Annotated in this window: 19 protein-coding genes; 10 read left to right on the top strand and 9 right to left on the bottom strand. The window is 68.4% G+C overall.

Translation table 11 applies throughout. From position 1 onward, the window contains the following. Nucleotides 1–174: 174 nt before the first annotated feature. The 7 genes from ACZ5XS_RS26945 to trxA all read left to right on the top strand — a co-directional run bounded on the left by ACZ5XS_RS26945 (nt 175) and on the right by trxA (nt 9,890). Nucleotides 175–2,568, top strand: a complete 2,394-nt coding sequence (locus ACZ5XS_RS26945; RefSeq protein ID WP_468655479.1) for a DUF6049 family protein — start codon at nt 175–177, stop codon at nt 2,566–2,568. A 44-nt stretch (nt 2,569–2,612) separates the two neighbouring features. Next, nucleotides 2,613–4,886 carry a murein biosynthesis integral membrane protein MurJ gene (gene murJ / locus ACZ5XS_RS26940; protein WP_468655477.1) on the top strand — a complete coding sequence of 758 codons (2,274 nt, stop codon included), beginning with the start codon at nt 2,613–2,615 and terminating at the stop codon, nt 4,884–4,886. 118 nt (nt 4,887–5,004) lie between these two features. Continuing rightward, nucleotides 5,005–6,702 (top strand): protein kinase family protein, encoded by a 1,698-nt coding sequence (locus tag ACZ5XS_RS26935; protein WP_468655475.1) that lies wholly within the window; start codon nt 5,005–5,007, stop codon nt 6,700–6,702. A gap of 21 nt (nt 6,703–6,723) precedes the next feature. Next, nucleotides 6,724–7,449 (top strand): RNA polymerase sigma factor SigM, encoded by a 726-nt coding sequence (gene sigM, locus ACZ5XS_RS26930; RefSeq protein ID WP_468655473.1) that lies wholly within the window; start codon nt 6,724–6,726, stop codon nt 7,447–7,449. Continuing rightward, entirely contained in the window at nt 7,446–8,378 is a 933-nt protein-coding gene (locus tag ACZ5XS_RS26925; protein WP_468655471.1) for an anti-sigma factor family protein, read from the top strand. Before sigM ends, ACZ5XS_RS26925 begins: the two co-directional genes overlap by 4 nt. Nucleotides 8,379–8,546: 168 nt before the next feature. Further along, nucleotides 8,547–9,515 carry a thioredoxin-disulfide reductase gene (gene trxB / locus ACZ5XS_RS26920; RefSeq protein ID WP_468655469.1) on the top strand — a complete coding sequence of 323 codons (969 nt, stop codon included), beginning with the start codon at nt 8,547–8,549 and terminating at the stop codon, nt 9,513–9,515. Between the two features lie 42 nt (nt 9,516–9,557). After that, nucleotides 9,558–9,890, top strand: a complete 333-nt coding sequence (gene trxA / locus ACZ5XS_RS26915; protein ID WP_217234882.1) for a thioredoxin — start codon at nt 9,558–9,560, stop codon at nt 9,888–9,890. 55 nt (nt 9,891–9,945) lie between these two features. On the opposite strand, the gene ACZ5XS_RS26910 is transcribed toward trxA, so the two are convergent. From ACZ5XS_RS26910 to rpmH, 9 genes are all read right to left on the bottom strand, one after another. Further along, nucleotides 9,946–10,563 (bottom strand): GNAT family N-acetyltransferase, encoded by a 618-nt coding sequence (locus tag ACZ5XS_RS26910; RefSeq protein WP_468655467.1) that lies wholly within the window; start codon nt 10,561–10,563, stop codon nt 9,946–9,948. Between the two features lie 323 nt (nt 10,564–10,886). Then, complete coding sequence (locus ACZ5XS_RS26905; protein ID WP_217234880.1) at nt 10,887–11,987, bottom strand: ParB/RepB/Spo0J family partition protein; 1,101 nt, start codon at nt 11,985–11,987, stop codon at nt 10,887–10,889. Beyond that, the gene (locus ACZ5XS_RS26900; RefSeq protein ID WP_217234975.1) at nt 11,984–13,057 is read right to left on the bottom strand and encodes a ParA family protein; all 1,074 of its coding nucleotides are present in this window, start codon (nt 13,055–13,057) and stop codon (nt 11,984–11,986) included. The genes ACZ5XS_RS26905 and ACZ5XS_RS26900 overlap by 4 nt, the downstream gene beginning before the upstream one ends. A 290-nt stretch (nt 13,058–13,347) precedes the next feature. Next, nucleotides 13,348–14,064: a 16S rRNA (guanine(527)-N(7))-methyltransferase RsmG gene (gene rsmG, locus ACZ5XS_RS26895; RefSeq protein ID WP_217234879.1), complete on the bottom strand. Its 717-nt coding sequence runs from the start codon at nt 14,062–14,064 to the stop codon at nt 13,348–13,350. Nucleotides 14,065–14,190: 126 nt separating this feature from the next. Beyond that, nucleotides 14,191–14,703: a Jag family protein gene (locus ACZ5XS_RS26890; protein ID WP_217234878.1), complete on the bottom strand. Its 513-nt coding sequence runs from the start codon at nt 14,701–14,703 to the stop codon at nt 14,191–14,193. 15 nt (nt 14,704–14,718) lie between these two features. Beyond that, the gene (gene yidC, locus ACZ5XS_RS26885; RefSeq protein ID WP_468655464.1) at nt 14,719–15,969 is read right to left on the bottom strand and encodes a membrane protein insertase YidC; all 1,251 of its coding nucleotides are present in this window, start codon (nt 15,967–15,969) and stop codon (nt 14,719–14,721) included. Between the two features lie 3 nt (nt 15,970–15,972). Next, nucleotides 15,973–16,326 carry a membrane protein insertion efficiency factor YidD gene (gene yidD / locus ACZ5XS_RS26880; RefSeq protein ID WP_217234876.1) on the bottom strand — a complete coding sequence of 118 codons (354 nt, stop codon included), beginning with the start codon at nt 16,324–16,326 and terminating at the stop codon, nt 15,973–15,975. Then, nucleotides 16,323–16,694 (bottom strand): ribonuclease P protein component, encoded by a 372-nt coding sequence (gene rnpA, locus ACZ5XS_RS26875; RefSeq protein ID WP_468655462.1) that lies wholly within the window; start codon nt 16,692–16,694, stop codon nt 16,323–16,325. The genes yidD and rnpA overlap by 4 nt, the downstream gene beginning before the upstream one ends. A gap of 21 nt (nt 16,695–16,715) precedes the next feature. Further along, on the bottom strand, nt 16,716–16,853 hold the full coding sequence (gene rpmH, locus ACZ5XS_RS26870; protein ID WP_006381191.1) for a 50S ribosomal protein L34: 138 nt from the start codon (nt 16,851–16,853) through the stop codon (nt 16,716–16,718). Between the two features lie 372 nt (nt 16,854–17,225). Here rpmH and dnaA point away from each other — a divergent pair, with 372 nt between their 5' ends. The 3 genes from dnaA (at nt 17,226) to gnd (ending at nt 22,286) form a co-directional block, all read left to right on the top strand. Further along, nucleotides 17,226–19,157 (top strand): chromosomal replication initiator protein DnaA, encoded by a 1,932-nt coding sequence (gene dnaA, locus ACZ5XS_RS26865; protein ID WP_468655460.1) that lies wholly within the window; start codon nt 17,226–17,228, stop codon nt 19,155–19,157. Nucleotides 19,158–20,123: 966 nt separating this feature from the next. Continuing rightward, on the top strand, nt 20,124–21,254 hold the full coding sequence (dnaN, locus tag ACZ5XS_RS26860) for a DNA polymerase III subunit beta (RefSeq protein ID WP_468655458.1): 1,131 nt from the start codon (nt 20,124–20,126) through the stop codon (nt 21,252–21,254). 156 nt (nt 21,255–21,410) lie between these two features. Continuing rightward, nucleotides 21,411–22,286, top strand: a complete 876-nt coding sequence (gnd, locus tag ACZ5XS_RS26855) for a phosphogluconate dehydrogenase (NAD(+)-dependent, decarboxylating) (protein WP_468655456.1) — start codon at nt 21,411–21,413, stop codon at nt 22,284–22,286. Nucleotides 22,287–22,299: the final 13 nt, after the last annotated feature.

The raw sequence follows: 22,299 nt of genomic DNA, 5'->3' as shown, positions 1-22,299 counted from the left end.
CTGTCCGTGAGCCCCGTGAAGGAGGCCCCCTTTATACCTGCACAATCGGGACAGCACGGCCACGTCTCCCGATCTTGTGGAGCAGACCGCGGCACTTCCCCTCAGCGCGCATCGTTACCATGCGTGGACGCACATTCCGACGACCACTGACGACGACGAGGGACGGGCGAGCGCGTGGCCGAGGCGGCAGACTTCCAGGGGACGAGTCCCTCACCTGCCCGCCGCTGGCTGCGGCGCACCGGAGCGCTCCTTGCCGGGGCGCCTCTGCTGGCCGGGCTGTGCCAGCTGCCCTCGCCCACGTCCGCGCACGCCACCGAGCAGACCTCGGCGCAGGCCGCCGCCGACTCGGGCACGGTGTCCGTGGCCGTCGACACGCTCAGCCCCAGCACCCCCACGGACGGCGACACGCTGACCGTGTCCGGCACGGTGACCAACAACGGCAAGCAGGCCGTCACCGACGCACATGTGGGCCTGCGGGTGGGCCACGAGGTGACGACCCGCTCGGGCATCGACAGCGCCGCCAGGGGCAGCACCGACACGCAGGCCGCCGCCGGGCCGGAAATCGGCGGCAAGTACGTCGAGAAGTTCTCCAGGCTGACCCCTGGCGTCGCCCAGCCCTTCTCCATCTCGGTACCGGTGGACGAGCTCGACCTCGGCAACAGCGGGGTCTATCCGTTCGCTGTCTCGCTCTCCGGCGAGACCGCCGCACAGCCCTGGGAGCAGGTGCTCGGCACGCGGAGCACGTTCCTGCCGTGGCAGTCCGGCGAGCCGGACACGAAGACGAAGACGACGTACCTGTGGCCGCTTCTCTCCACCGTCCACATGACGGCGGAGACGGGGTCGAACGAGCAGCAGACGCCGGTCTTCCGCAACGACGACCTCGCCAAGGAGATCGCCCCGGGTGGCCGCCTGGACCAGCTGGTGTCACTGGGCAAGAACCTAGACGTCACCTGGGTGGTCGACCCCGACCTGCTGGCCTCGGTCGACGCGATGACGAACACCTACCGCGTGAAGTCGGGCAACACCACCAGGCCGGGCTCGCAGGAGAATCAGACGCTCGCCAACAACTGGCTGGCCGAGCTGCAGCAGGCTGTGGCGGGCAAGGAAGTCGTCGCGCTGCCCTTCTCCGACCCGGACCTCGCCTCCCTCGCCCACAACGGCACGAGCGTCACCGGCTCTCTGAGCCAGCTCAAGAACGCCACGGACGTCGTCGCCAACACGGTGGAGACGATCCTCCACGTGAAACCGGTCACCGACTTCGCCTGGCCCGTGGAGGGAGCCGTCGATCCCTCGATCGTCAAGGTCGCCACCTCCGCCGGCGCCGACAAGCTCATCGCCCGCAGCGACAGCCTGCAGGAGACCGGCAGTCTGACGTACACGCCCTCAGCGGCCCGGCCCATCGGCGGCGGCACCACGGCCGTGGTCGCGGACGCTCGGCTGTCGACGGCCTTCCAGGGCGACCTGACGAGGGCCTCCGCCTCCACGCTCGCCGTACAGCGGTTCCTGGCCCAGAGCCTCGCCCTCAATCTGCAGACCGACAAGCAGCGCAGCATCGTCATCGCCCCGCAGCGCCTGCCGTCGTCGCGCCAGGCCCTGGTGATGGCCGAGGCGGTGACGGCTCTGCAAGGCGGGAGCTGGTCCGAGTCCCAGGACCTCACGGCGGCCGCCACCGCCAAGCCCGACCCGGCGGCCACCACGAAGGTGCCGTCGACGTCCAGGTACCCCTCTTCGCTGCGCAAGCAGGAGCTGCCGCGGTCGGCCTTCGCGCAGATCGCCGGCACGCAGAAGAAGCTCGACAACTTCAAGGTGATCCTCGCCAACCAGTCCCGGGTGGTGACCCCGTTCGGGCGGGCCTTGAACCGTGAGATGTCCACGTCGTGGCGCGGCCGGACCGCGGAGGCCACCAGCTTCCGCAACGAGGTGGAGGGGTACCTCGATGAACTGAAGGACCAGGTCAAGCTGATCGACAAGTCCGAGACCAAGCTCTCCGGACGCAGCGCCACCATCCCGGTGACCGCGCAGAACAACCTGGTGCAGGGCGTGGACCACCTGGTGCTGCGGCTCACCTCGCTGAGCCCGAAGCGTCTCGAGATCGGCGGCAAGTCGTACTACGAGCAGCAGGTCGAGGTCTCCGGCGGACACAGCCAGACGGTGAAGTTCCCCACGACGGCCAAGGCCAACGGCAAGGCCACGGTGATCGCCCAGCTGTACACGGAGGACGGTCAGGCGTACGGCGAACCCGTCACCTTCGACGTGAAGGTCACCGAGTTCACGGCCACCGTGATGCTGGTCATCGGCGGCGGCTTCCTCCTGCTCGTCCTCGCCGGCTTCCGGATGTACACGCAGCGCAAGCGTGCGGCCGCCCGTGAAGCCGAGGAGGAAGGCCCCGACGGGGTGCACGAGACCGAGGGCGAAACGGAGAACCCCGCGGGCATGGAAGACCGTCTCAAGGAGGAGTCCGGCACCCGGGCCCGGGCAGACGGCCCGGAGCAGCCGAGTGACCCGACGCCGGACACCCCAGCGGAAAGCGCAGACCCGTCCGGCGCGGGTGAGAGAGTGGACCGTTGAGGATGTCGTGGCCGGTGGGCCCGGGACGATGAGGTGGGGTAACCATGAACGCGCCGTACGACGGTGACCGCGGCCAGGCCGCGGGCAGCTCGGGCGACCCCGAGGGCCCGCCGCCCGAGCACGGCCAGGTACCGCCGCAGCCCCCCGCGGACATGTACCTCCAGGACGCCTACGACCAGGACCCGTACCGGGCGCAGGAGCTCTACGCCCAGGACCCGGTCGCCGAGGCGCTCTACGACCGCGCGGCCCACCCTCCGCCGCCCCCGGACGCGTACCAGCCGCAGCAGCCGCTTTACGGCCAGCCGCCGCAGTCGTCGTACGCCCCGGACCCGCATGTGTGGGCACAGACCCCGCCGCCCGAGCCGGAAGGGCCGACCCAGTACCTGCCGTACGGCGATGACCCCCGGACCACTCAGTTCGTGGGCGTCGACGACCTGGTGACCCAGGCCGGTGAGCAGCGCCACGAGCAGGACGCCTTCGCCCACCTCTTCCGGGACCAGCAGCAGGGCGGCGGCCACTCGCCGTACGACCCTCCGTCGGTACCGAATCCGTCCCCCGCACCGCCCGCAGGTCAGTACCCGGCGGCGACACCGCCCGCCCAGGCTCAGTACCAGGCTCCTCCGGCCCCTCCCGTCGCCGAGGCTCCCGCTCCGGCGGGGCCGGCGCCGGCTCCCGCCGCGAAGAAGGGCGGCCGGGCAACGGGTCTGCTGAAGTCCAGTGCCGTGATGGCGGCGGGCACGATGGTCTCCCGCCTCACCGGCTTCGTCCGTTCCGCGCTGATCGTCTCGGCGCTGGGCACCGCGTTCCTGGGTGACTCCTTCCAGGTGGCGTACCAGCTGCCGACCATGATCTACATCCTCACCGTCGGCGGCGGCCTGAACTCCGTCTTCGTGCCGCAGCTCGTGCGCGCCATGAAGGACGACGACGACGGTGGTGAGGCGTACGCGAACCGGCTGCTGACGCTCGTCATGGTGGCGCTCGCCGCGCTCACCGCGCTCGCGATGTTCGCGGCGCCGCTCCTGGTGCGGGCGCTGTCGAACTCCGTCGCGAGCGACCCCGCGGCCAACGACGTCGCCGTCACCTTCACCCGCTACTTCCTGCCCTCGATCTTCTTCATGGGCGTCCACGTGGTGATGGGGCAGATCCTCAACGCCCGTGGCAGGTTCGGCGCGATGATGTGGACCCCGGTCCTGAACAACATCGTCATCATCGTGACGCTCGGGATGTTCCTCTGGGTGTACGGCACCGCCGAGCACTCCGGCATGAGCGTCACGAACATCCCGCCGCAAGGCCAGCGACTGCTCGGCATCGGCATCCTGCTCGGACTCGTGGTGCAGGCCCTCGCGATGATCCCGTATCTGCGCGAGACCGGCTTCCGGCTGAGGCTGCGCTTCGACTGGAAGGGCCACGGCCTGGGCAAGGCCGCGATGCTCGCCAAGTGGACCATCCTGTTCGTCCTCGCCAACCAGGCGGGCGCGCTCGTGGTCACCCAGCTGGCCACCGCGGCGGTCGCCGACACGGCGATCCCCGGCACCGGCTTCAGCGCCTACGCGAACGCCCAGCTGATCTGGGGCCTTCCGCAGGCCATCATCACCGTCTCCCTCATGGCCGCCCTGCTGCCGCGCATCTCGCGCTCGGCCGCGGAGGACGACGGCGGAGCGGTGCGCGACGACATCTCCCAGGGCCTGCGCACGACAGCGGTCGCGATCGTGCCCCTCGCCTTCGGCTTCGTCGCCCTCGGCGTCCCGATGTGCACCCTGATCTTCGGCACCTCCGGCACGAGCGCCGCCACCAACATGGGGTACATGCTGATGGCCTTCGGTCTCGGCCTGATCCCGTACTCGGTGCAGTACGTCGTCCTGCGTGCCTTCTACGCGTACGAGGACACCCGAACCCCCTTCTACAACACGGTGATCGTGGCGGCCGTCAACGCCGCCGCCGCCGCGGTCTGCTACATCGTGCTGCCGGCCCGCTGGGCCGTGGTCGGCATGGCAGCCGCGTACGGCCTGGCGTACTCGATCGGTGTCGGCGTCGCCTGGCGCCGGCTGCGCAAGCGGCTCGGCGGAGACCTCGACGGCGGGCGCGTCCTGCGGACGTACGCCCGGCTGTGCATCGCCTCGGTACCGGCCGGCCTGCTCAGTGGCGCCGCCTGCTACGGCATCAGTCACGCGCTCGGCCAGGGCGTTCTCGGCTCGTTCGCCGCGCTGATCGTCGGCGGGGCGGTACTGCTCGGAGTCTTCTTCGTGGCCGCCCGCAAGATGCGTATTGAGGAGCTGAACTCACTGGTCGGCATGGTCCGCGGGCGCCTGGGGCGCTGAGTCGGGGGTACGAGCACAACCATCGTCAGCCACCGTGTGTCGTGCATAGCGGCGGACTGTGGGCACAATTGGTTTCGGCGTCACATGACGCGCAATGGATGGGGAGGCAGGAACGACGGTGGCGGAACGGAGCACGGCTGCCGTCGACGTGGCAGACAACAGCGGTGACAAGCCGCTGACCGCCGAGGCGGACCAGTCCACGGCCGACGGGGTGGCCAAGAACCGGGAGCGGGACACGGAAGACGTCGAGGCACAGGGGAGTGGCGGGACCGAGAGTCCCGGAAAGGCCTCACCACCGGAGCTGCACAGCGGACACAAGCTCGCCAGACGCTACCGGCTCGAGGAGTGCGTCACCCGTCTGGACGGATTCAGCAGTTGGCGTGCCGTGGACGAGAAGCTGCGTCGCGCCGTCGGCGTCCACCTTTTGCCCGCGGACCACGCGCGAGCCCGTTCGGTGCTGGCCGCGGCCCGCTCCTCCGCGCTGCTGGGTGATCCGCGCTTCGTCCAAGTCCTCGACGCCGTCGAGGAGAACGACCTCGTCTACGTCGTTCACGAGTGGCTGCCCGATGCCACCGAGCTGACCGCGCTTCTCGCCGCCGGCCCGCTGGAGGTGTACGACGCCTATCAGTTGGTCAGTCAGATCTCCTCGGCCATGGCCGCCGCCCACCGTGAGGGCCTTGCCCATCTGCGTCTGAATCCCAACGCCGTGCTGCGCACGTCGACCGGCCAGTGGCGCATCCGCGGTCTCGCCGTCAACGCCGCCTTGCGCGGCATCAGTTCCGAGACCCCGCTGCGCACCGACACCGAGGCGATCGGCGCACTGCTGTACGCGGCGCTCACTCAGCGCTGGCCGTACGAGAACGACGCCTACGGGCTGTCGGGGCTGCCCAAGGACATCGGCCTCATCGCTCCCGACCAGGTGCGTGCCGGCGTCCACCGAGGCCTGTCCGAGCTGGCCATGCGGGCGCTCGCCAACGACGGTGCGACCGCCTCCCGCCACGAGTCTCCGTGCACCACGCCCGAGGAGCTGGTGAAGGCCATCGGCGAGATGCCCCGCATCCGCCCGCCGGAGCCTACGTTCACCGCCCCACCGGACTATCAGCGCACGACGTACCAGCAGGGCACGTACGGCCGCCAGGCGCCGCATCCGGGCATCACCCAGCCGGTGGCGGCTCCACCGCCTCCGCTGCAGAGCCGTACCGGCAGGGCCCTGAAGTGGGCCGTTTCTGCCCTCCTCATCGCCGCACTCGGACTGGGCAGCTGGCAGTTGGCGGACGCCCTCATCGACCGGGGCGGCAAGTCCGAGGAGACGAACCAGACTCAGACGACGGACGGGGACGGGGACGGCAAGACCCCGACGAAGCCGCCCAGCGCTCCGATCTCCATCAGCAGTGCTCACGACTTCGACCCGTTCGGCGCCGACGGCTCGGAGAAGCCGGGCGACATAGACAAGGTCTACGACAACTCGTCCAGCACGTACTGGCAGACGGACTACTACCTCAGTTCCGACTTCGGCCGACTGAAGCCCGGTGTCGGCGTCATCCTCGATCTCGGCAAGGTCCAAGAGGTCGGGAAGGTGACCGTTTCCTTCGTGGGGAACACATCCGTCGAGCTCCGCGCCGCCTCCGGTGACGCGAGTTCGGAACCCACGTCCTTCGACGCCTACACCAAGGTCACGGGGGGCTTCGGCACGAGCGTGACCCTCACCCCCGACAAGTCCCTCAAGTCCCGCTACCTTCTGGTCTGGCTGACCAAGCTGCCGCAGATCGACGGTGAGTGGCGGGGCCGGGTGGCGGACATCAAGGTGACCAGCTGAGGACGAAGGGAAGGGGGCCCGATGGCAGATGACACCGCGTACGGCGACACGAGCGATCGGGACCTCCTGACCCGCCACGTGGAGGGCGATCCCGACGCCTTCGGTGAGCTCGTGCGCCGGCACCGGGATCGGCTCTGGGCGGTTGCCCTGCGGACGCTGGGAGACCGCGAGGAGGCCGCTGACGCTGTCCAGGACGCCCTCGTGTCCGCCTACCGGGCCGCCCACACCTTCCGGGGCCAGTCGGCCGTCACGACGTGGCTGCACCGGATCACCGTGAACGCCTGCCTGGACCGCGCCCGCAAGACCGCCTCCCGGAAGACCTCCCCGGTCGACGACACCGAGCGCCTCGAACAACTGCTGGAGCCGCACGAGTCGGCCTCGGCGCCCGCGGAGCGCAACGACCTCCACCGTCAGCTCCTGGAAGCACTCGGCACCCTTCCCCCCGACCAGCGGGCCGCGCTCGTCCTGGTGGACATGCAGGGCTACCCGGTTGCCGAGGCCGCTCGCATGCTCGATGTGCCGACCGGGACGGTGAAGAGCCGCTGTGCCCGCGGCCGAGCCAGACTCCTGCCTCTGCTCAAGCATCTGCGGCCGGAAAACACCAGTGCCGACAGAGAAGCGGGCACGGGGCGGAACCGGACGCAGGGGACATCCGTCCCACCCGCAGCGGGACCGCGCCGAGCGGGACCGCCGGACACAGGACCAAGCGATCCAGCTGCAGTGAAGGGCGGAGGTGGGCGGGCGTGACAGCCACGACAGATACAGCCGGGCACCCGGACGTCGCGGAGATCTCCGACCTCACCGAAGGCCTGCTCCCGCCGTCCCGAACCCAGGACGTACGACGGCATCTGGACGAGTGCGAACTCTGCGCGGACGTCCACGCCTCACTGCAGGAGATCCGGGGACTGCTGGGAAGCCTGCCGGGTCCCCCGCGTATGCCCGCCGATGTCGCCGGCCGTATCGATGCCGCCCTCGCCGCGGAGGCCCTGCTGCACGCCACCGCACCCGATGCTGTGGACGCGCTCGCACCCGTCAGCGCCGAGTCCGTGTCCGAGGCGTCGCCCGTATCCGTATCCCCCTCGGACGACAGTGCGCATGTTTCACGTGAAACATCGGCGGACCGCCCCGCAGGCCGTGCTCGATCCTCGACCACCGGACCGGGCCGCAAAGAGCCCAGGCGGAGCGGTCGGCGCCGCGGTGTCGTCCTCGGCGCCGTGTTCACTGCAGCGGCCCTCGGATTCGGGTCGGTGCTGCTGTCCTCGATGAACGACGGCAAGCCCTCCAATCCTGCGGCGAAGTCCACGTCCGCGGACACCTTTTCCGAGGCCCAGCTGGAGAAGCAGGTCTCCGATCTCCTTGCCCGGAGCCAGGGCACCGGCAGTGGATCCCAGGCTCCGCAAAGCCTGGGCGCGGAATCCATCCCCAACAACTCGCCCAGGGTCTTCAAGGACCCCGTAGTTCCTGCCTGCATCCAAAAGGGCATCGGCCGCAGCGACACAGCGCTCGCGACCGAGAAGGGGATCTACAAGGGGACGGACACGCTCCTTGTCGTGCTGCCCGACGCTCCAGACGGCACCCGTTTCACCGCCTACCTCATGGATGCGACCTGCGTGGGGCAGCCGTCGTCGTCCGCCACGGCCAAGGTCCTGCTGAAGCAGTCCTACACCGATTCCTGACCGCGCACGCTTCGTCTCCGTGCCGCGTGGTATCCCGTACCGTGTCGCATCCTCGTGTGCCCGGACACAGCGGGAATGCGCGCCCCTTAGGATCCGTTGGGTGGGGTGAGAGTTCCGAGAGGAACTCCCCCGGACATACGACGCAGTCCAGAGACGAGGAATCAAGCCGTGAGCGACGTCCGAAACGTGATCATCATCGGCTCAGGGCCCGCCGGCTACACGGCGGCGCTGTACACCGCGCGCGCGTCGCTGAAGCCGCTGGTGTTCGAGGGCGCCGTCACCGCGGGTGGTGCGCTGATGACCACCACCGAGGTGGAGAACTTCCCGGGCTTCCAGGACGGCATCATGGGCCCCGAGCTCATGGACAACATGCGCGCCCAGGCCGAGCGCTTCGGTGCCGAGCTCATCCCTGACGACGTCGTCTCCGTCGACCTGTCCGGTGAGATCAAGACCGTCACCGACACCGCGGGCACCGTCCACCAGGCGAAGGCCGTCATCGTCACCACTGGCTCGCAGCACCGCAAGCTCGGCCTGCCGAACGAGGACGCCCTCTCCGGCCGCGGTGTCTCCTGGTGCGCCACCTGTGACGGATTCTTCTTCAAGGACCAGGACATCGCCGTGATCGGCGGCGGCGACACCGCGATGGAGGAGGCCACCTTCCTCTCCCGCTTCGCCAGGTCCGTGACGATCGTCCACCGCCGCGACACCCTGCGCGCCTCCAAGGCGATGCAGGAGCGTGCCTTCGCCGACCCGAAGATCAAGTTCGTGTGGGACAGCGAGGTCACCGAGGTCCAGGGCGAGCAGAAGCTCGCGGGCGTGAAGCTGCGCAACCTCAAGACCGGCGAGCTCTCGGACCTTGCGGTCACCGGCCTGTTCATCGCCATCGGCCACGACCCGCGCACCGAGCTGTTCAAGGGCCAGCTGGAGCTGGACGAGGAGGGCTACCTGAAGGTGGACGCGCCCTCCACGCGAACGAACCTCACCGGTGTCTTCGGCGCCGGTGACGTGGTCGACCACACCTACCGCCAGGCGATCACCGCGGCCGGCACCGGCTGCTCCGCCGCCCTCGACGCCGAGCGTTTCCTCGCCGGCCTCGCGGACGAGGAGAAGGCCGAGCCCGAGAAGACCTCCGTCTGACCCCCATCCGCCCCACCGCACCAACCAGTTAAGGAGCCCGCCGTGGCCGGCACTCTCAAGCATGTGACCGACGATTCCTTCGAGCAGGACGTCCTCAAGAGCGACAAGCCCGTTCTGGTGGACTTCTGGGCCGCTTGGTGCGGCCCGTGCCGCCAGATCGCGCCGTCCCTCGAGGCGATCGCCGCCGAGTACGGCGACAAGATCGAGGTCGTCAAGCTGAACATCGACGAGAACCCGGGTACGGCCGCCAAGTATGGCGTCATGTCCATCCCGACCCTGAACGTGTACCAGGGTGGCGAGGTCGCCAAGACCATCGTCGGTGCGAAGCCGAAGGCCGCGATCGTCCGCGACCTTGAGGACTTCATCTCCGAGTGACGTTTCACGTGAAACACGAATGGGCCGACCTCCAGGGGTCGGCCCATTCGTTTGTCTAGAGCGGCCGGAGCACCGGCTCCTTCTGTACAGCCCCGAGGAGTCGGTCCAGTGCCATCTCCACGTCCTCCTTCCAGGAGAGCGTGGAGCGCAGCTCCAGCCTCAGCCGCGGGTACGTGGGATGAAACCGGACCGTCTTGAAGCCCACCGCGAGGAGATGGTCGGCGGGCAGCAGGCAGGCGGGTTCCTTCCAGCGGGCGTCTCCGAAGGCCTCGATCGCCTTGAAGCCCCGCCGCAGCAGATCCTTGGCGACCGTCTGCACCATCACCCGGCCCAGCCCCTGCCCCTGATAGCCCGGCATGATGAAGGCGGTCATCAGCTGCACGGAGTCGGGCGAGACGGGGCTCGTCGGGAATGCCGTCGAGCGGGGCACATAGGCCGGGGGAGCGTAGAGCACGAAGCCCACCGGCACGTCGTCGACGTACACGACCCTGCCGCAGGATCCCCAGTCCAGCAGGACGGCGGAGATCCAGGCTTCCTTCTCCAGGGCGGGTGTTCCGGCTTTTACCGCGGCTTCACCGCTGACTGGGTCCAACTCCCAGAAGACACACGTGCGACAGCGCTGGGGAAGGTCCTGAAGGTTGTCCAGCGTGAGCGGTACGAGCCGACGCCCCATGAAGGCTGTTCCTCGCTTCCTTCGCCCGCCGCGTCGCGGGCGGCCGTCAGAGCGCTTCGTTCCCTGAGCAGGCTGCCGACGAAGCCGCCGACTGCGCCCAGCCCCAGGCCCGCGCTCACCAATCCGGTGCGGCTCACCGTTCGCATGGCCCCTGCCTCTCCCCTCAGAGGTGCTGCCGGGTGGATGCGCCATACCCGAACGCATCGTATCCACGATGAGATTCCACCGATACCGCCTGAAAGCAAAGAGCGGGCTCTGTCCAGTAGACACCGGACACAGCCCGCCCCGGCGGCCGAGCGGGATCACCCCGCCCAGCCGGACACTCAGTCCTCCGACTCCTCGGAGTCGTCGTCCACCAGGCTCTTCTGCAGAACCGGTCCCTCTCCGGGAGCGAGGCTGCTGAGAATCCGCTCAAGGTCCTCCATCGACGCGAACTCGACGGTGATCTTGCCTTTCTTCTGGCCCAGGTCGACCTTCACCCGCGTCTCGAAGCGGTCCGAGAGGCGCGTCGCAAGGTCGGTCAAGGCCGGTGAGAGCCGGGTACCGGCCCGCGGGCCCTTCGAGCGCTGAGCCGTCTGGGGCCGAGACCCCATCAGGGTGACGATCTCCTCCACGGCTCGTACCGACAGGCCCTCGGCCACGATCCGGTGAGCCAGCCGGTCCTGCTCCTCCGAGTCGTCGACGGAGAGCAGCGCCCTCGCGTGACCGGCCGAGAGGACTCCGGCGGCCACCCGGCGCTGGACCGCCGGCGAGAGCTTCAGCAGGCGCAGGGTGTTGGAGACCTGGGGACGGGAACGGCCGATGCGGTCCGCCAGCTGGTCGTGCGTGCAGTTGAAATCCTTGAGCAGCTGGTCGTAGGCGGCTGCCTCTTCCAGTGGGTTCAGCTGGGCACGGTGCAGGTTCTCCAGAAGGGCGTCCAGGAGGAGCTTCTCGTCGTCCGTGGCCCGGACGATCGCCGGGATCGCCTCAAGCCCCGCCTCGCGGCAGGCCCGCCAACGCCGCTCGCCCATGATGAGCTCGTAGCGCGCCGGGCCGAGCTGCCGTACGACGACGGGCTGGAGGAGACCGACCTCCTTGATGGAGGTGACGAGCTCCTGCAGAGCGTCCTCGTCGAAGACCTCACGCGGCTGCCGCGGGTTCGGCTTGATGGAATCGAGGGGGAGCTCCGCGAAGTGGACTCCGATGGGCGGCTCAGGTGCCTCCAAGGCACCGTTCGTCGACGGGTCCTCGGTTTCATGTGAAACAGGCGGCAGCATGGCCACCTTCGCCGCGGCCACCCCACGGTCGGTGGTCAGCACCGGCACAGCGGCCGGGGACGTCGAAGAGCCGCCTCCCGTCGCGGCCGGAGCCACCGTCCTCTCCGTCGGGGCAGCAGGGATCAATGCGCCGAGACCACGACCCAAACCCCTCCGTCGCTCGCTCACTGGATCCCCTCCACCATGTTCAGGTCGCTCTGTGCGCCGATGTGCGCGTGTGTCGCGTCGTAGGAGACGCCGACACCCTTCAGCGCGATTTCTCGTGCCGCCTCAAGATAGGACAGGGCCCCGCTCGATCCTGGATCGTAGGTCAGCACCGTCTGTCCGTAGCTCGGTGCCTCGGAGATGCGGACCGAGCGGGGAATGCTCGTCCGCAGCACCTCGTCACCGAAGTGACTGCGCACCTCGTCCGCGACCTGGGACGCGAGACGCGTCCGGCCGTCGTACATGGTGAGCAGGATCGTCGATACATGCAGGTCGCGGTTGAGGTGTCCCCGCACCAGATCGACGTTACGCAGCAACTGCCCCAAGCCCTCCAGTGCGTAGTACTCGCACTGGATCGGGATGAGGACCTCCTGGCCAGCGACCAGCGCGTTGACCGTCAGCAGGCCGAGCGAGGGCGGGCAGTCGATGAGGATGTAGTCCAGCGGCTGCTCGTAGGCCTGGATCGCCCGCTGCAGTCGGCTCTCCCGCGCCACCAGGGACACCAGCTCGATCTCCGCACCGGCGAGATCGATCGTGGCGGGAGCACAGAAGAGACCCTCGACGTCGGGGACCGGCTGGACGACCTCGGAGAGAGGCCTGCTGTCGACCAGCACGTCGTAGATGGAAGGCACGTCGGCATGGTGGTCGATCCCCAGCGCTGTGGACGCGTTGCCCTGCGGGTCGAGGTCGACCACCAGAACACGGTTGCCATGCAGCGCCAGCGAAGCGGCAAGATTGACGGTCGTCGTCGTCTTGCCCACTCCGCCCTTCTGGTTGGCGACCACCATGACCCGGGTCTCCTCAGGACGCGGCAGACCCTCACCGGCGCGGCCCAGAGCCTCTACCGCCAGTTGGGCAGCACGACCGATCGGGGTGTCGTCCATCGGGGGCGGTGTTTCACGTGAAACATCCTCTCCCATCGACTCGGTACGGGGACCGGGGACCGGATCGGTCATCGGTCCCGCAATGTTGGCGTCGGACCGCAAGGATTCACTCTCCTCGACTTCAGGCTCGCAATGCACAGAGCCTCCCATGTCTTCGGGGTCGTGAACCAGCGAGGGCCGGTCTTCTGTGGATGAATCCACACCTGTGGACAACTCCGTGCCCCCCGCGAAGGGCCTACGGTCACGCGGAGTCACAGAACGGCCACGACTGATGATCCCATGCAGCAGTGAGCGACGTTTCACGTGAAACACGATGCCGAGCGCCCCTCGCAGGATGCGCTCGACACTCCGACGTGCGTACTTTTGGCAGCCTTAATACGTGTCGCTGGTCATCACAACGGATCAATGACGCGACACAGGAGGAGCCTGCCCCGCCCGGTTCAACGACGTCGACGCGTTCGCCCCGTCCGGGCCGCCTTCGCCCGCTTCGCCGCGAAACGCACACCGCCTGGGCTCTCGCCGACCTCGACCCGTACGACGGTGGAGAGGGGATCCACGACGCCTTCACCGACGTGCAGGATGGACGTCTCCACGGCACCGAGCTTGCTCAGTGCCGTGGACGCGCTCTTGAGCTCTTCCTCCGCGGTGTCGCCCTTGAGCGCGAGCATCTCCCCGTAGGGACGCAGCAGGGGAATGCCCCAGGTCGCCAGCCGGTCCAGGGGGGCCACGGCGCGTGCCGTCACCACGTGCACGGGTGTGAGCTTTCCCATGACCTCCTCGGCCCGCCCACGGACGACGGTCACATGGTCCAGGCCCAGCATCTCCACGACCTCGGTCAGGAAGGTCGTACGGCGCAGCAGGGGCTCCAGCAGCGTGATCTTCAGGTCCTCCCGGACGAGCGCCAGGGGGATACCGGGCAGGCCGGCGCCCGAGCCGACATCGCACACCGTCACCCCCTCGGGGACGACCTCGGAGAGCACCGCGCAGTTCAGCAGGTGCCGCTCCCACAGGCGAGGCACCTCGCGCGGACCGATCAGGCCGCGCTGCACGCCCGCCTCGGCGAGCAGCTCCGCGTATCGCACGGCGTCGGCGAATCGATCACCGAACACCTCACGGGCACGCTCGGGCGCGGGGGGAAGCTCCGCTGCCTCCGTCACGGGGGACCGTCCTTCCGTACCGCGTGGGCGCACCAGGCGCCGACGCCAGAACCACCAGAACTATCAGGCTGACAAAGTCCGGCCCCGTCTGCGCAACAGACGGGGCCGGAGGAACGTACGGACCGATCAGGCGGGAAGCACGACGACGAAGCGCTGCGGCTCCTCGCCCTCCGACTCGCTGCGCAGGCCGGCGGTCTTGATCGCGTCGTGCACGACCTTCCGCTCGAACGGCGTCATCGGCTTCAGCTTCACGGGCTCACCCGAGCTCCTGACCTCGGCCGCGGCCTTGGCACCCAGCTCGGAGAGCTCCTCGCGCTTCTTGGCGCGGTAGCCCGCGATGTCCAGCATCAGTCGGCTGCGGTCCCCGGTCTCCCGGTGCACGGCAAGGCGCGTGAGCTCCTGCAGGGCTTCCAGCACCTCGCCGTCGCGGCCGACCAGCTTCTGCAGGTCGCGGCCGCTCGCGTCACTGATGATCGATACAGCGGCGCGGTCGGCCTCGACGTCCATGTCGATGTCGCCGTCGAGATCGGCGATGTCGAGCAGACCCTCGAGGTAGTCCGCCGCGATCTCACCCTCCTGCTCCAGGCGGGTCAGGGTGTCTGCACCCTCGGCAGCGGCGGAGGTGGTGCCTTCCGTCACGGGATGGACTCCTTCTTACTTCTTGGACGGGGACTTGGGCCGCTGCGGGCCCTTGCGCTGTCCTGACTGGGCCTTGCTGCGGGAACCACCGGGCTTCTTGGCCGCGGCGGGCTTGGCGTCCTCCGGCTCGTCGGACTTGATCAGCGACGGGCCCTCGCCGGCTGCCTTGGCACTGCCGGACTGGCGCTGGGACTTGCTCTGCCGCTTGGGCTGCTGACGCTTGGGCGCGGCGGCGCTCGTGGGCGTACCGTCCTCGGTCTGGGACACGACCTGAGTCTCGCCCTTCACCACGGTGCCGTCGGCCTGGGCCGCGAGGCCCGCCTTGTTCAGGCCGTTGATGAACTTGCGCTCGAACTCGTTGCGGTCGCGGCCCTTGGCCACGATGGCCTTGACGATGGCCTTCTCGCCGCGGCCGCGCGTCTTGCCGTGGTGGGTGACGTGCTTGTACAGGCGCTCCAGATACGCGGCCTGCGCCGTGGAACCCGGAGTCGGGTTGTTGCGGATGACGTACATCTGCTGGCCCATGGTCCACACGTTGGTGGTCAGCCAGTAGACGAGAACACCGACCGGGAAGTTGATGCCGAAGACGGCGAACATGACGGGGAAGACGTACATCAGCATCTTCTGCTGCTGCATGAACGGCGTCTTCACGGTGGTGTCGACGTTCTTCGTCATCAGCTGACGCTGCGTGTAGAACTGCGAGGCCGACATCATGACGATCATGACCGCGGTCACGATGCGCACGGTGGTCAGAGAGGCGTCGAGGGCGGCGACGTCCGAGCCACTGTCGGTGAACTTCGCGGCCAGCGGGGCACCGAAGATGTGCGCCTTCTGCGCGCTGTCCAGCAGGCCCTGGTTGATGGAGCCGATGGTGTCGTTGTTCGCGATGCTGTTGAGCACGTGGTACAGGGCGAAGAAGAACGGCGACTGCGCCAGGATGGGAAGGCACGAGGAGAGCGGGTTGGTGCCCGTCTCCTTGTACAGCTTCATCATCTCTTCGGACTGACGCTGCTTGTCGTTCTTGTAGCGCTCCTGGATCTTCTTCATCTCGGGCTGCAGTGTCTGCATGGCCCGGGTCGCCTTGATCTGCTTCACGAAGAGCGGGATCAGGCAGATACGGATCAGGATCACCAGAGACACGATGGACAGGCCCCAGGCCCACCCGGTGTCATCGCCGAAGAGGGCGCCGTACACCGTGTGGAACTGGACGATGACCCAGGAGACAGGTGTCGTGATGAAGCTGAAGAAGCTGGCAATCGTGTCCACTAATCATGCTCCTTGGGCATGGGACGGGGTCTCTGCGGCCGGGCTCATAGGAGCCTGCCCCGAGGTGGCCGGTTCGGCGGAGGAGGGCCCGCCCCTGCGTGTACGCCAGGCGCCACGCAGCATTTCGTGCCACCGCGGACGCTTTCGCGGCGGGACATGGTCCACACCGCCAAGCGACCACGGATTGCACCGCAGGATGCGCCAGGCCGTGAGTCCCGTGCCCTTGATCGCACCATGCCGGTCGATGGCCTGGTACCCGTAGTGGGAGCACGACGGGTAGTACTTGCACACCGGCCCGAGCAGCGGGCTGATGGTCCACTGGTACAGCTTGATCAGCGCCAGCAGCGGGTACTTCATCGCGCGCCCCCTCCCAGCAGCCGCTCCAGGGCGGCATCCAGGTCTTGGGCCAGTTGTGCATGATCGGCGTCGCCCGCACCGGGCAACGCTCGTACGACTACCAGGCTACCGGGGGGCAAGGAGGCGACTCGATCGCGCATCAGGTGGCGAAGTTTGCGCTTCACCTTGTTGCGCACCACCGCACCGCCCACGGCCTTGCTCACGACGAAACCCGCACGCGTCAGGGGAGCGCTCTCCCCAGGCGCGTGCGGGTTCGTGGCACCGCTACGAAGGTGGACGACGAGAGTCGGGCGTCCTGCCCGACGCCCTCGTCGTACCGCGGTCGCGAAGTCCTCGCGCCGCCTCAGCCGGTTCTCGGTGGGCAGCACGATGTCATGACCTGACCGGAATCAGGCGGACAGGCTGGCGCGACCCTTGCCACGGCGGTTCGCGAGAATCGCGCGGCCGGCACGGGTACGCATCCGCAGGCGGAAGCCGTGGGTCTTGGCGCGGCGACGGTTGTTCGGCTGGAAGGTGCGCTTGCTCACTCGGGGGCTCCAGAGATCAATCGGGGTTTTCGGGGTGCCGTCCTGGCTGTCACCGTGCGCCCACGAGTAGCTCGCGTCACGCCCGAGTGCACCGCTGACCGATCATCCAAATGATCTGTGCCCATCGGAGGCAGGCGGCAGCAGCCATCGACAACTCGACCTCGTTACGGTACGCGCGGCTGCGCCATCCGGTCAAACCAGCGGTCACCAGGAGACACTATCCACAGCCTGGGGACAACAACTTGAACCGCAGCCGTCGCCCTGACTACCGTGGCTGGACTCCGATTCGTTCCCTTGTAACTGCCCCACCCCATTTGAATCCCGATCCGTCCCGAACCACACGTTCGTGGGACCCGTGAGAAAGCGTGCCCTGTGGCTGACGTACCTGCCGATCTTGCCGCAGTGTGGCCACGAGTACTGGAGCAGCTCCTCGGTGAAGGGCGCGGGCAGGGGGTCGAAGGCAAGGACGAACACTGGATCCGGCGCTGCCAGCCGCTCGCGCTCGTGGCGGACACCGCCCTGCTCGCCGTACCGAACGAATTTGCGAAGGGCGTGCTCGAAGGTCGCCTCGCCCCTGTCGTCAGCGAAACGCTGAGCCGCGAGTGCGGGCGTCCGATCCGCATCGCGATCACCGTCGACGACTCCGCCGGCGAACCCGCGCCGAGCCCTCCGCCCCGGTCCCAGCAGCGCTACGAGGAGCCCGAGCTCCCCTCCGGCCAGTACGAGAGCTACGGCCGCCACCGTGCCGACGACCCAAGGCCGGGCCGTTCCGACCAGCATGGCCCCCAGGGCGACCACAACTCCCGGCCGGACCAGCTCCCGACCGCTCGCCCCGCCTACCCGTCGGAGTACCAGCGCCCCGAGCCCGGCGCCTGGCCGCGCCCGCCGCAGGACGAGTACAGCTGGCAGCAGCAGCGACTCGGCTTTCCCGAGCGCGACCCGTACGCCTCGCCGTCCCAGGACAACTACGGCCCGCCGTCACAGGACTCGTACGGCGCTCCTTCCCAGGACTCGTACTCCCAGGACTACCGCCCGCAGTCCATGGAGCGCCCGCCCTACGACAGCCAGCGCCCCACCTACGACCAGCGACCGGACTACGGTCGCCACCGCGCCGACGAGGACCAGCGCGACGCCCGCCGCGAACGGCCCGAGCCGGGTTCCGGCTCCGGGCACGTGCACCGTGGCGGCCCCGTCGGTTCGCGTCTGCCCACCACCGGTGCCCCCGGCCCGCTGGCCGCACAGCCCGCGCCGGCGACCGGGCCGGGTGAGCCGACCGCACGGCTGAACCCGAAATACCTCTTCGACACGTTCGTCATCGGCGCCTCCAACCGCTTCGCGCACGCGGCCGCGGTGGCCGTCGCCGAGGCACCCGCGAAGGCGTACAACCCCCTCTTCATCTACGGGGAGTCGGGACTCGGCAAAACGCATCTTCTGCACGCGATCGGGCACTACGCGCGCAGCCTCTACCCGGGGACGCGCGTCCGTTACGTGAGCTCGGAGGAGTTCACCAACGAGTTCATCAACTCCATCCGCGACGGCAAGGGCGACAGCTTCCGCAAGCGCTACCGCGAGATGGACATCCTGCTCGTCGACGACATCCAGTTCCTGGCGGACAAGGAGTCGACGCAGGAGGAGTTCTTCCACACCTTCAACACGCTCCACAACGCGAACAAGCAGATCGTGCTCTCCAGCGACCGGCCGCCCAAGCAGCTGGTGACCCTGGAGGACCGGCTGAGGAACCGTTTCGAGTGGGGCCTGATCACCGACGTCCAGCCGCCCGAGCTGGAGACGCGCATCGCGATCCTGCGCAAGAAGGCGGTCCAGGAGCAGCTCAACGCCCCGCCGGAGGTACTGGAGTTCATCGCCTCCCGGATCTCGCGCAACATCCGCGAGCTGGAGGGCGCGCTGATCCGGGTGACGGCGTTCGCGTCGCTCAACCGGCAGCCCGTGGACCTGGGCCTCACGGAGATCGTCCTCAAGGACCTCATCCCCGGCGGCGAGGACTCGGCCCCCGAGATCACCTCCACGGCCATCATGGGCGCGACCGCCGACTACTTCGGCCTCACGGTCGAGGACCTGTGCGGCACCTCGCGGGGGCGTGCGCTGGTGACCGCCCGGCAGATCGCCATGTACCTGTGCCGCGAACTGACGGACCTCTCCCTGCCGAAGATCGGCGCGCTGTTCGGCGGCCGCGACCACACGACGGTCATGCACGCGGACCGCAAGATCCGCAATCTGATGGCCGAACGCCGCTCCATCTACAACCAGGTCACCGAGCTGACGAACCGCATCAAGAACGGCTGACACAGCCGCTCGTACGCGCTGAGGGCGCCCCGGGACGTGTTCCCGAGGGCGCCCTCAGCGGTTTTCGGGGGCCCTGAGCCGCCCCGATCGGAGTCCGGGCCGGCCCGATCGAGGCGTGGGCCGGGTCAGATCGGGGTCTGGGCCGGGTCGGACCGGCGTCCGGGCCGCGTCCGAAGCGAGATCTGCTGTTCGATTACCTGCGACGTTACGGCCTCTCTCCACAGATTCGGCGACTTTCTTCCTTCCACATCCTGGGGACTGGGAAGTTGTCCAGATCGTGTCCACAGGGGACTCTGGTGAAAGACCATCAGAGCTGGTCAGGTGGCTGTGGATCGGTGGACGAAAGATCTCCACAGGCTGTGGACAGAGAAATGATCCACAGCCTGTGCACCGAGTTGTCCACCGGCCGCCCACAGGCTGAGGCCGGTTGTCCCCAGCGATCCCCGGCTTCTCCACACCGCTGTCCACTGTTCGGCAACGTGACGCGCCTCCTCACCGGGTCGAGTGAAAGGCGTCACACGAAGGTGCCGGGTTGGGCTGTGGGAAACGTGGGTAAAGCTGGGGACGGTGCTGGGGAGAAGTAGCCCAAGGCTGTGCATGGAGTGTGCAGAACTTTCCGTTCTCCACAGAAGAGCCCGGTTGTCCACCGCCGTCGCCCACAGGGGCAGTGGACAAAATTCCTGCCCTGAGCTGGGAAAACGGGGTTATCCACGGTATCCACAGCCCCTACTACTACTCCCAACTAGAGAGAGCTGGGAATCCGTTTCGAAGTGGGTCCTGTGCACAACTCGCTGTCCGGCTCCCGACTGCCCCTCGTCACGACTTGACCCCGAGAGGCACCTACTGTCAGTGCCGTGCGTCAGACTGTTCCCCGGTGTCCTTCCCGTCACAGGGACCGACGACACCGAGACAGACGACGAAGCCAGGCAGGCCGAGAAGCGCCGGCAACAGCAGGAGGCGGCAACAGTGAAGATCCGGGTGGAACGCGACGTACTCGCGGAGGCAGTGGCCTGGGCGGCACGCAGCCTCCCGGCCCGTCCGCCGGCGCCTGTCCTCGCCGGCCTTCTGCTGAAGGCCGAGAACGGCCAGCTGAGCCTGTCCAGCTTCGACTACGAGGTCTCGGCGCGGGTGTCCGTGGACGCGGAGGTCGAGGAGGAGGGCACGGTGCTGGTCTCCGGCCGCCTCCTCGCCGACATCTGCCGCGCTCTCCCCAACCGCCCGGTGGAGATCTCCACAGACGGTGTACGGGCCACGGTGGTCTGCGGCTCCTCCCGGTTCACACTCCACACACTGCCTGTGGAGGAGTACCCGGCGCTGCCGCAGATGCCGAACGCGACGGGCACCGTCCCCGGCGAGGTCTTCGCCGCGGCCGCCGCCCAGGTCGCCATCGCCGCCGGCCGTGACGACACGCTGCCCGTCCTCACCGGTGTCCGCATCGAGATCGAGGGCGACACGGTCACGCTGGCGTCCACCGACCGCTACCGCTTCGCGGTCCGTGAGTTCCTGTGGAAGCCGGAGAACCCGGAGGCGTCCGCGGTCGCCCTGGTGCCCGCCAAGACGCTCCTGGACACCGCCAAGGCCCTCACAAGCGGCGACAGCGTCATCCTGGCGCTGTCCGGCGGAGGCTCGGGCGAGGGCCTGATCGGTTTCGAGGGCGCGGGCCGTCGCACGACCACGCGTCTGCTGGAGGGCGACCTCCCGAAGTACCGCTCGCTGTTCCCGACCGAGTTCAACAGCGTCGCCGTGATCGAGACCGCCCCCTTCGTGGAGGCCGTCAAGCGTGTGGCCCTGGTTGCCGAGCGCAACACCCCGGTGCGGCTCAGCTTCGAGCAGGGCGTGCTCATCCTGGAGGCCGGTTCGAGCGACGACGCACAGGCTGTGGAGCGGGTCGACGCCCAGCTGGAGGGCGACGACGTGTCGATCGCCTTCAACCCGACCTTCCTGCTGGACGGCCTGAGTGCCATCGACTCCCCCGTGGCCCAGCTGTCCTTCACGACGTCCACGAAGCCGGCACTGCTCAGCGGCAAGCCGGCCCTGGACGCCGAGGCGGACGAGGCCTACAAGTACCTGATCATGCCGGTGCGCCTCAGCGGCTGACCGGGCCCGTCAGAGAACCCGCAGGTCGGGGTATGCGTATGAGCGCGTATGCCCACAGATGTGCGCGAGCGTCCGGGTTTAGGCTCGGACGCAGGTACGAAAGTGCCGCGGTACGGAAGTGCCGTCACGTCACGTCGCAAACCTAAGGAACAACTGATGGAGCTCGGTCTCGTCGGCCTCGGCAAGATGGGCGGCAACATGCGCGAGCGGATCCGCCGCGCAGGCCACACCGTCATCGGATACGACCGCAACCCGGACGTCGCCGATGTCCACAGCCTCGCCGAGCTTGTGGGCAAGCTCAAGGGCCCGCGGGTGGTCTGGGTGATGGTCCCGGCCGGTGCCGCGACCCAGTCGACCGTCGACGAGCTCGCGGAGCTGCTGGAGCCCGGCGACGTCGTCGTGGACGGCGGGAACTCCCGCTGGACGGACGACGAGAAGCACGCGGAGGAGCTGGCCGCCAAGGGCATCGGTTTCGTCGACTGCGGTGTCTCCGGCGGCGTCTGGGGCCTGGAGAACGGCTACGCGCTGATGTACGGCGGCGACGCGGAGAACGTCGCCAAGGTGCGGCCGGTCTTCGACGCCCTCAAGCCGGAGGGCGACCTGGGCTCGGTGCACGCCGGCAAGGTCGGTGCGGGCCACTTCGCGAAGATGGTCCACAACGGCATCGAGTACGCGATGATGCAGGCCTATGCCGAGGGCTGGGAACTCCTGGAGAAGGTCGGCTCCGTGACCGACGTCCGGGAGGTCTTCCGTTCCTGGCAGCAGGGCACGGTGATCCGCTCCTGGCTCCTCGACCTCGCGGTGAACGCCCTCGACGAGGACGAGCACCTGGACAGGCTGAAGGGTTTTGCCCAGGACTCCGGCGAGGGACGCTGGACCGTGGAAGCCGCCATCGACAACGCCGTGCCGCTGCCCGCGATCACGGCCTCCCTCTTCGCGCGGTTCGCGTCGCGCCAGGAGGACTCGCCGCAGATGAAGATGATCGCCGCGCTGCGGAACCAGTTCGGCGGCCACGCGGTCGAGAAGAAGTAATCCACAGGGCTGC

The organism is Streptomyces sp. NPDC033131 (assembly GCF_055578365.1).
Note: the sequence above shows the minus strand (reverse complement) of the source record. Positions and strands in the feature narration are given on the sequence as shown.

Coding starts and splice junctions, on each gene's coding strand:
- murJ (WP_468655477.1), top strand. CDS start 2,613: ATGAACGCGCCGTACGACGGTGACCGCGGCCAGGCCGCGGGCAGCTCG.
- sigM (WP_468655473.1), top strand. CDS start 6,724: ATGGCAGATGACACCGCGTACGGCGACACGAGCGATCGGGACCTCCTG.
- ACZ5XS_RS26910 (WP_468655467.1), bottom strand. CDS start 10,563: ATGGGGCGTCGGCTCGTACCGCTCACGCTGGACAACCTTCAGGACCTT.
- ACZ5XS_RS26900 (WP_217234975.1), bottom strand. CDS start 13,057: ATGGGAGGCTCTGTGCATTGCGAGCCTGAAGTCGAGGAGAGTGAATCC.
- yidD (WP_217234876.1), bottom strand. CDS start 16,326: ATGAAGTACCCGCTGCTGGCGCTGATCAAGCTGTACCAGTGGACCATC.
- gnd (WP_468655456.1), top strand. CDS start 21,411: ATGGAGCTCGGTCTCGTCGGCCTCGGCAAGATGGGCGGCAACATGCGC.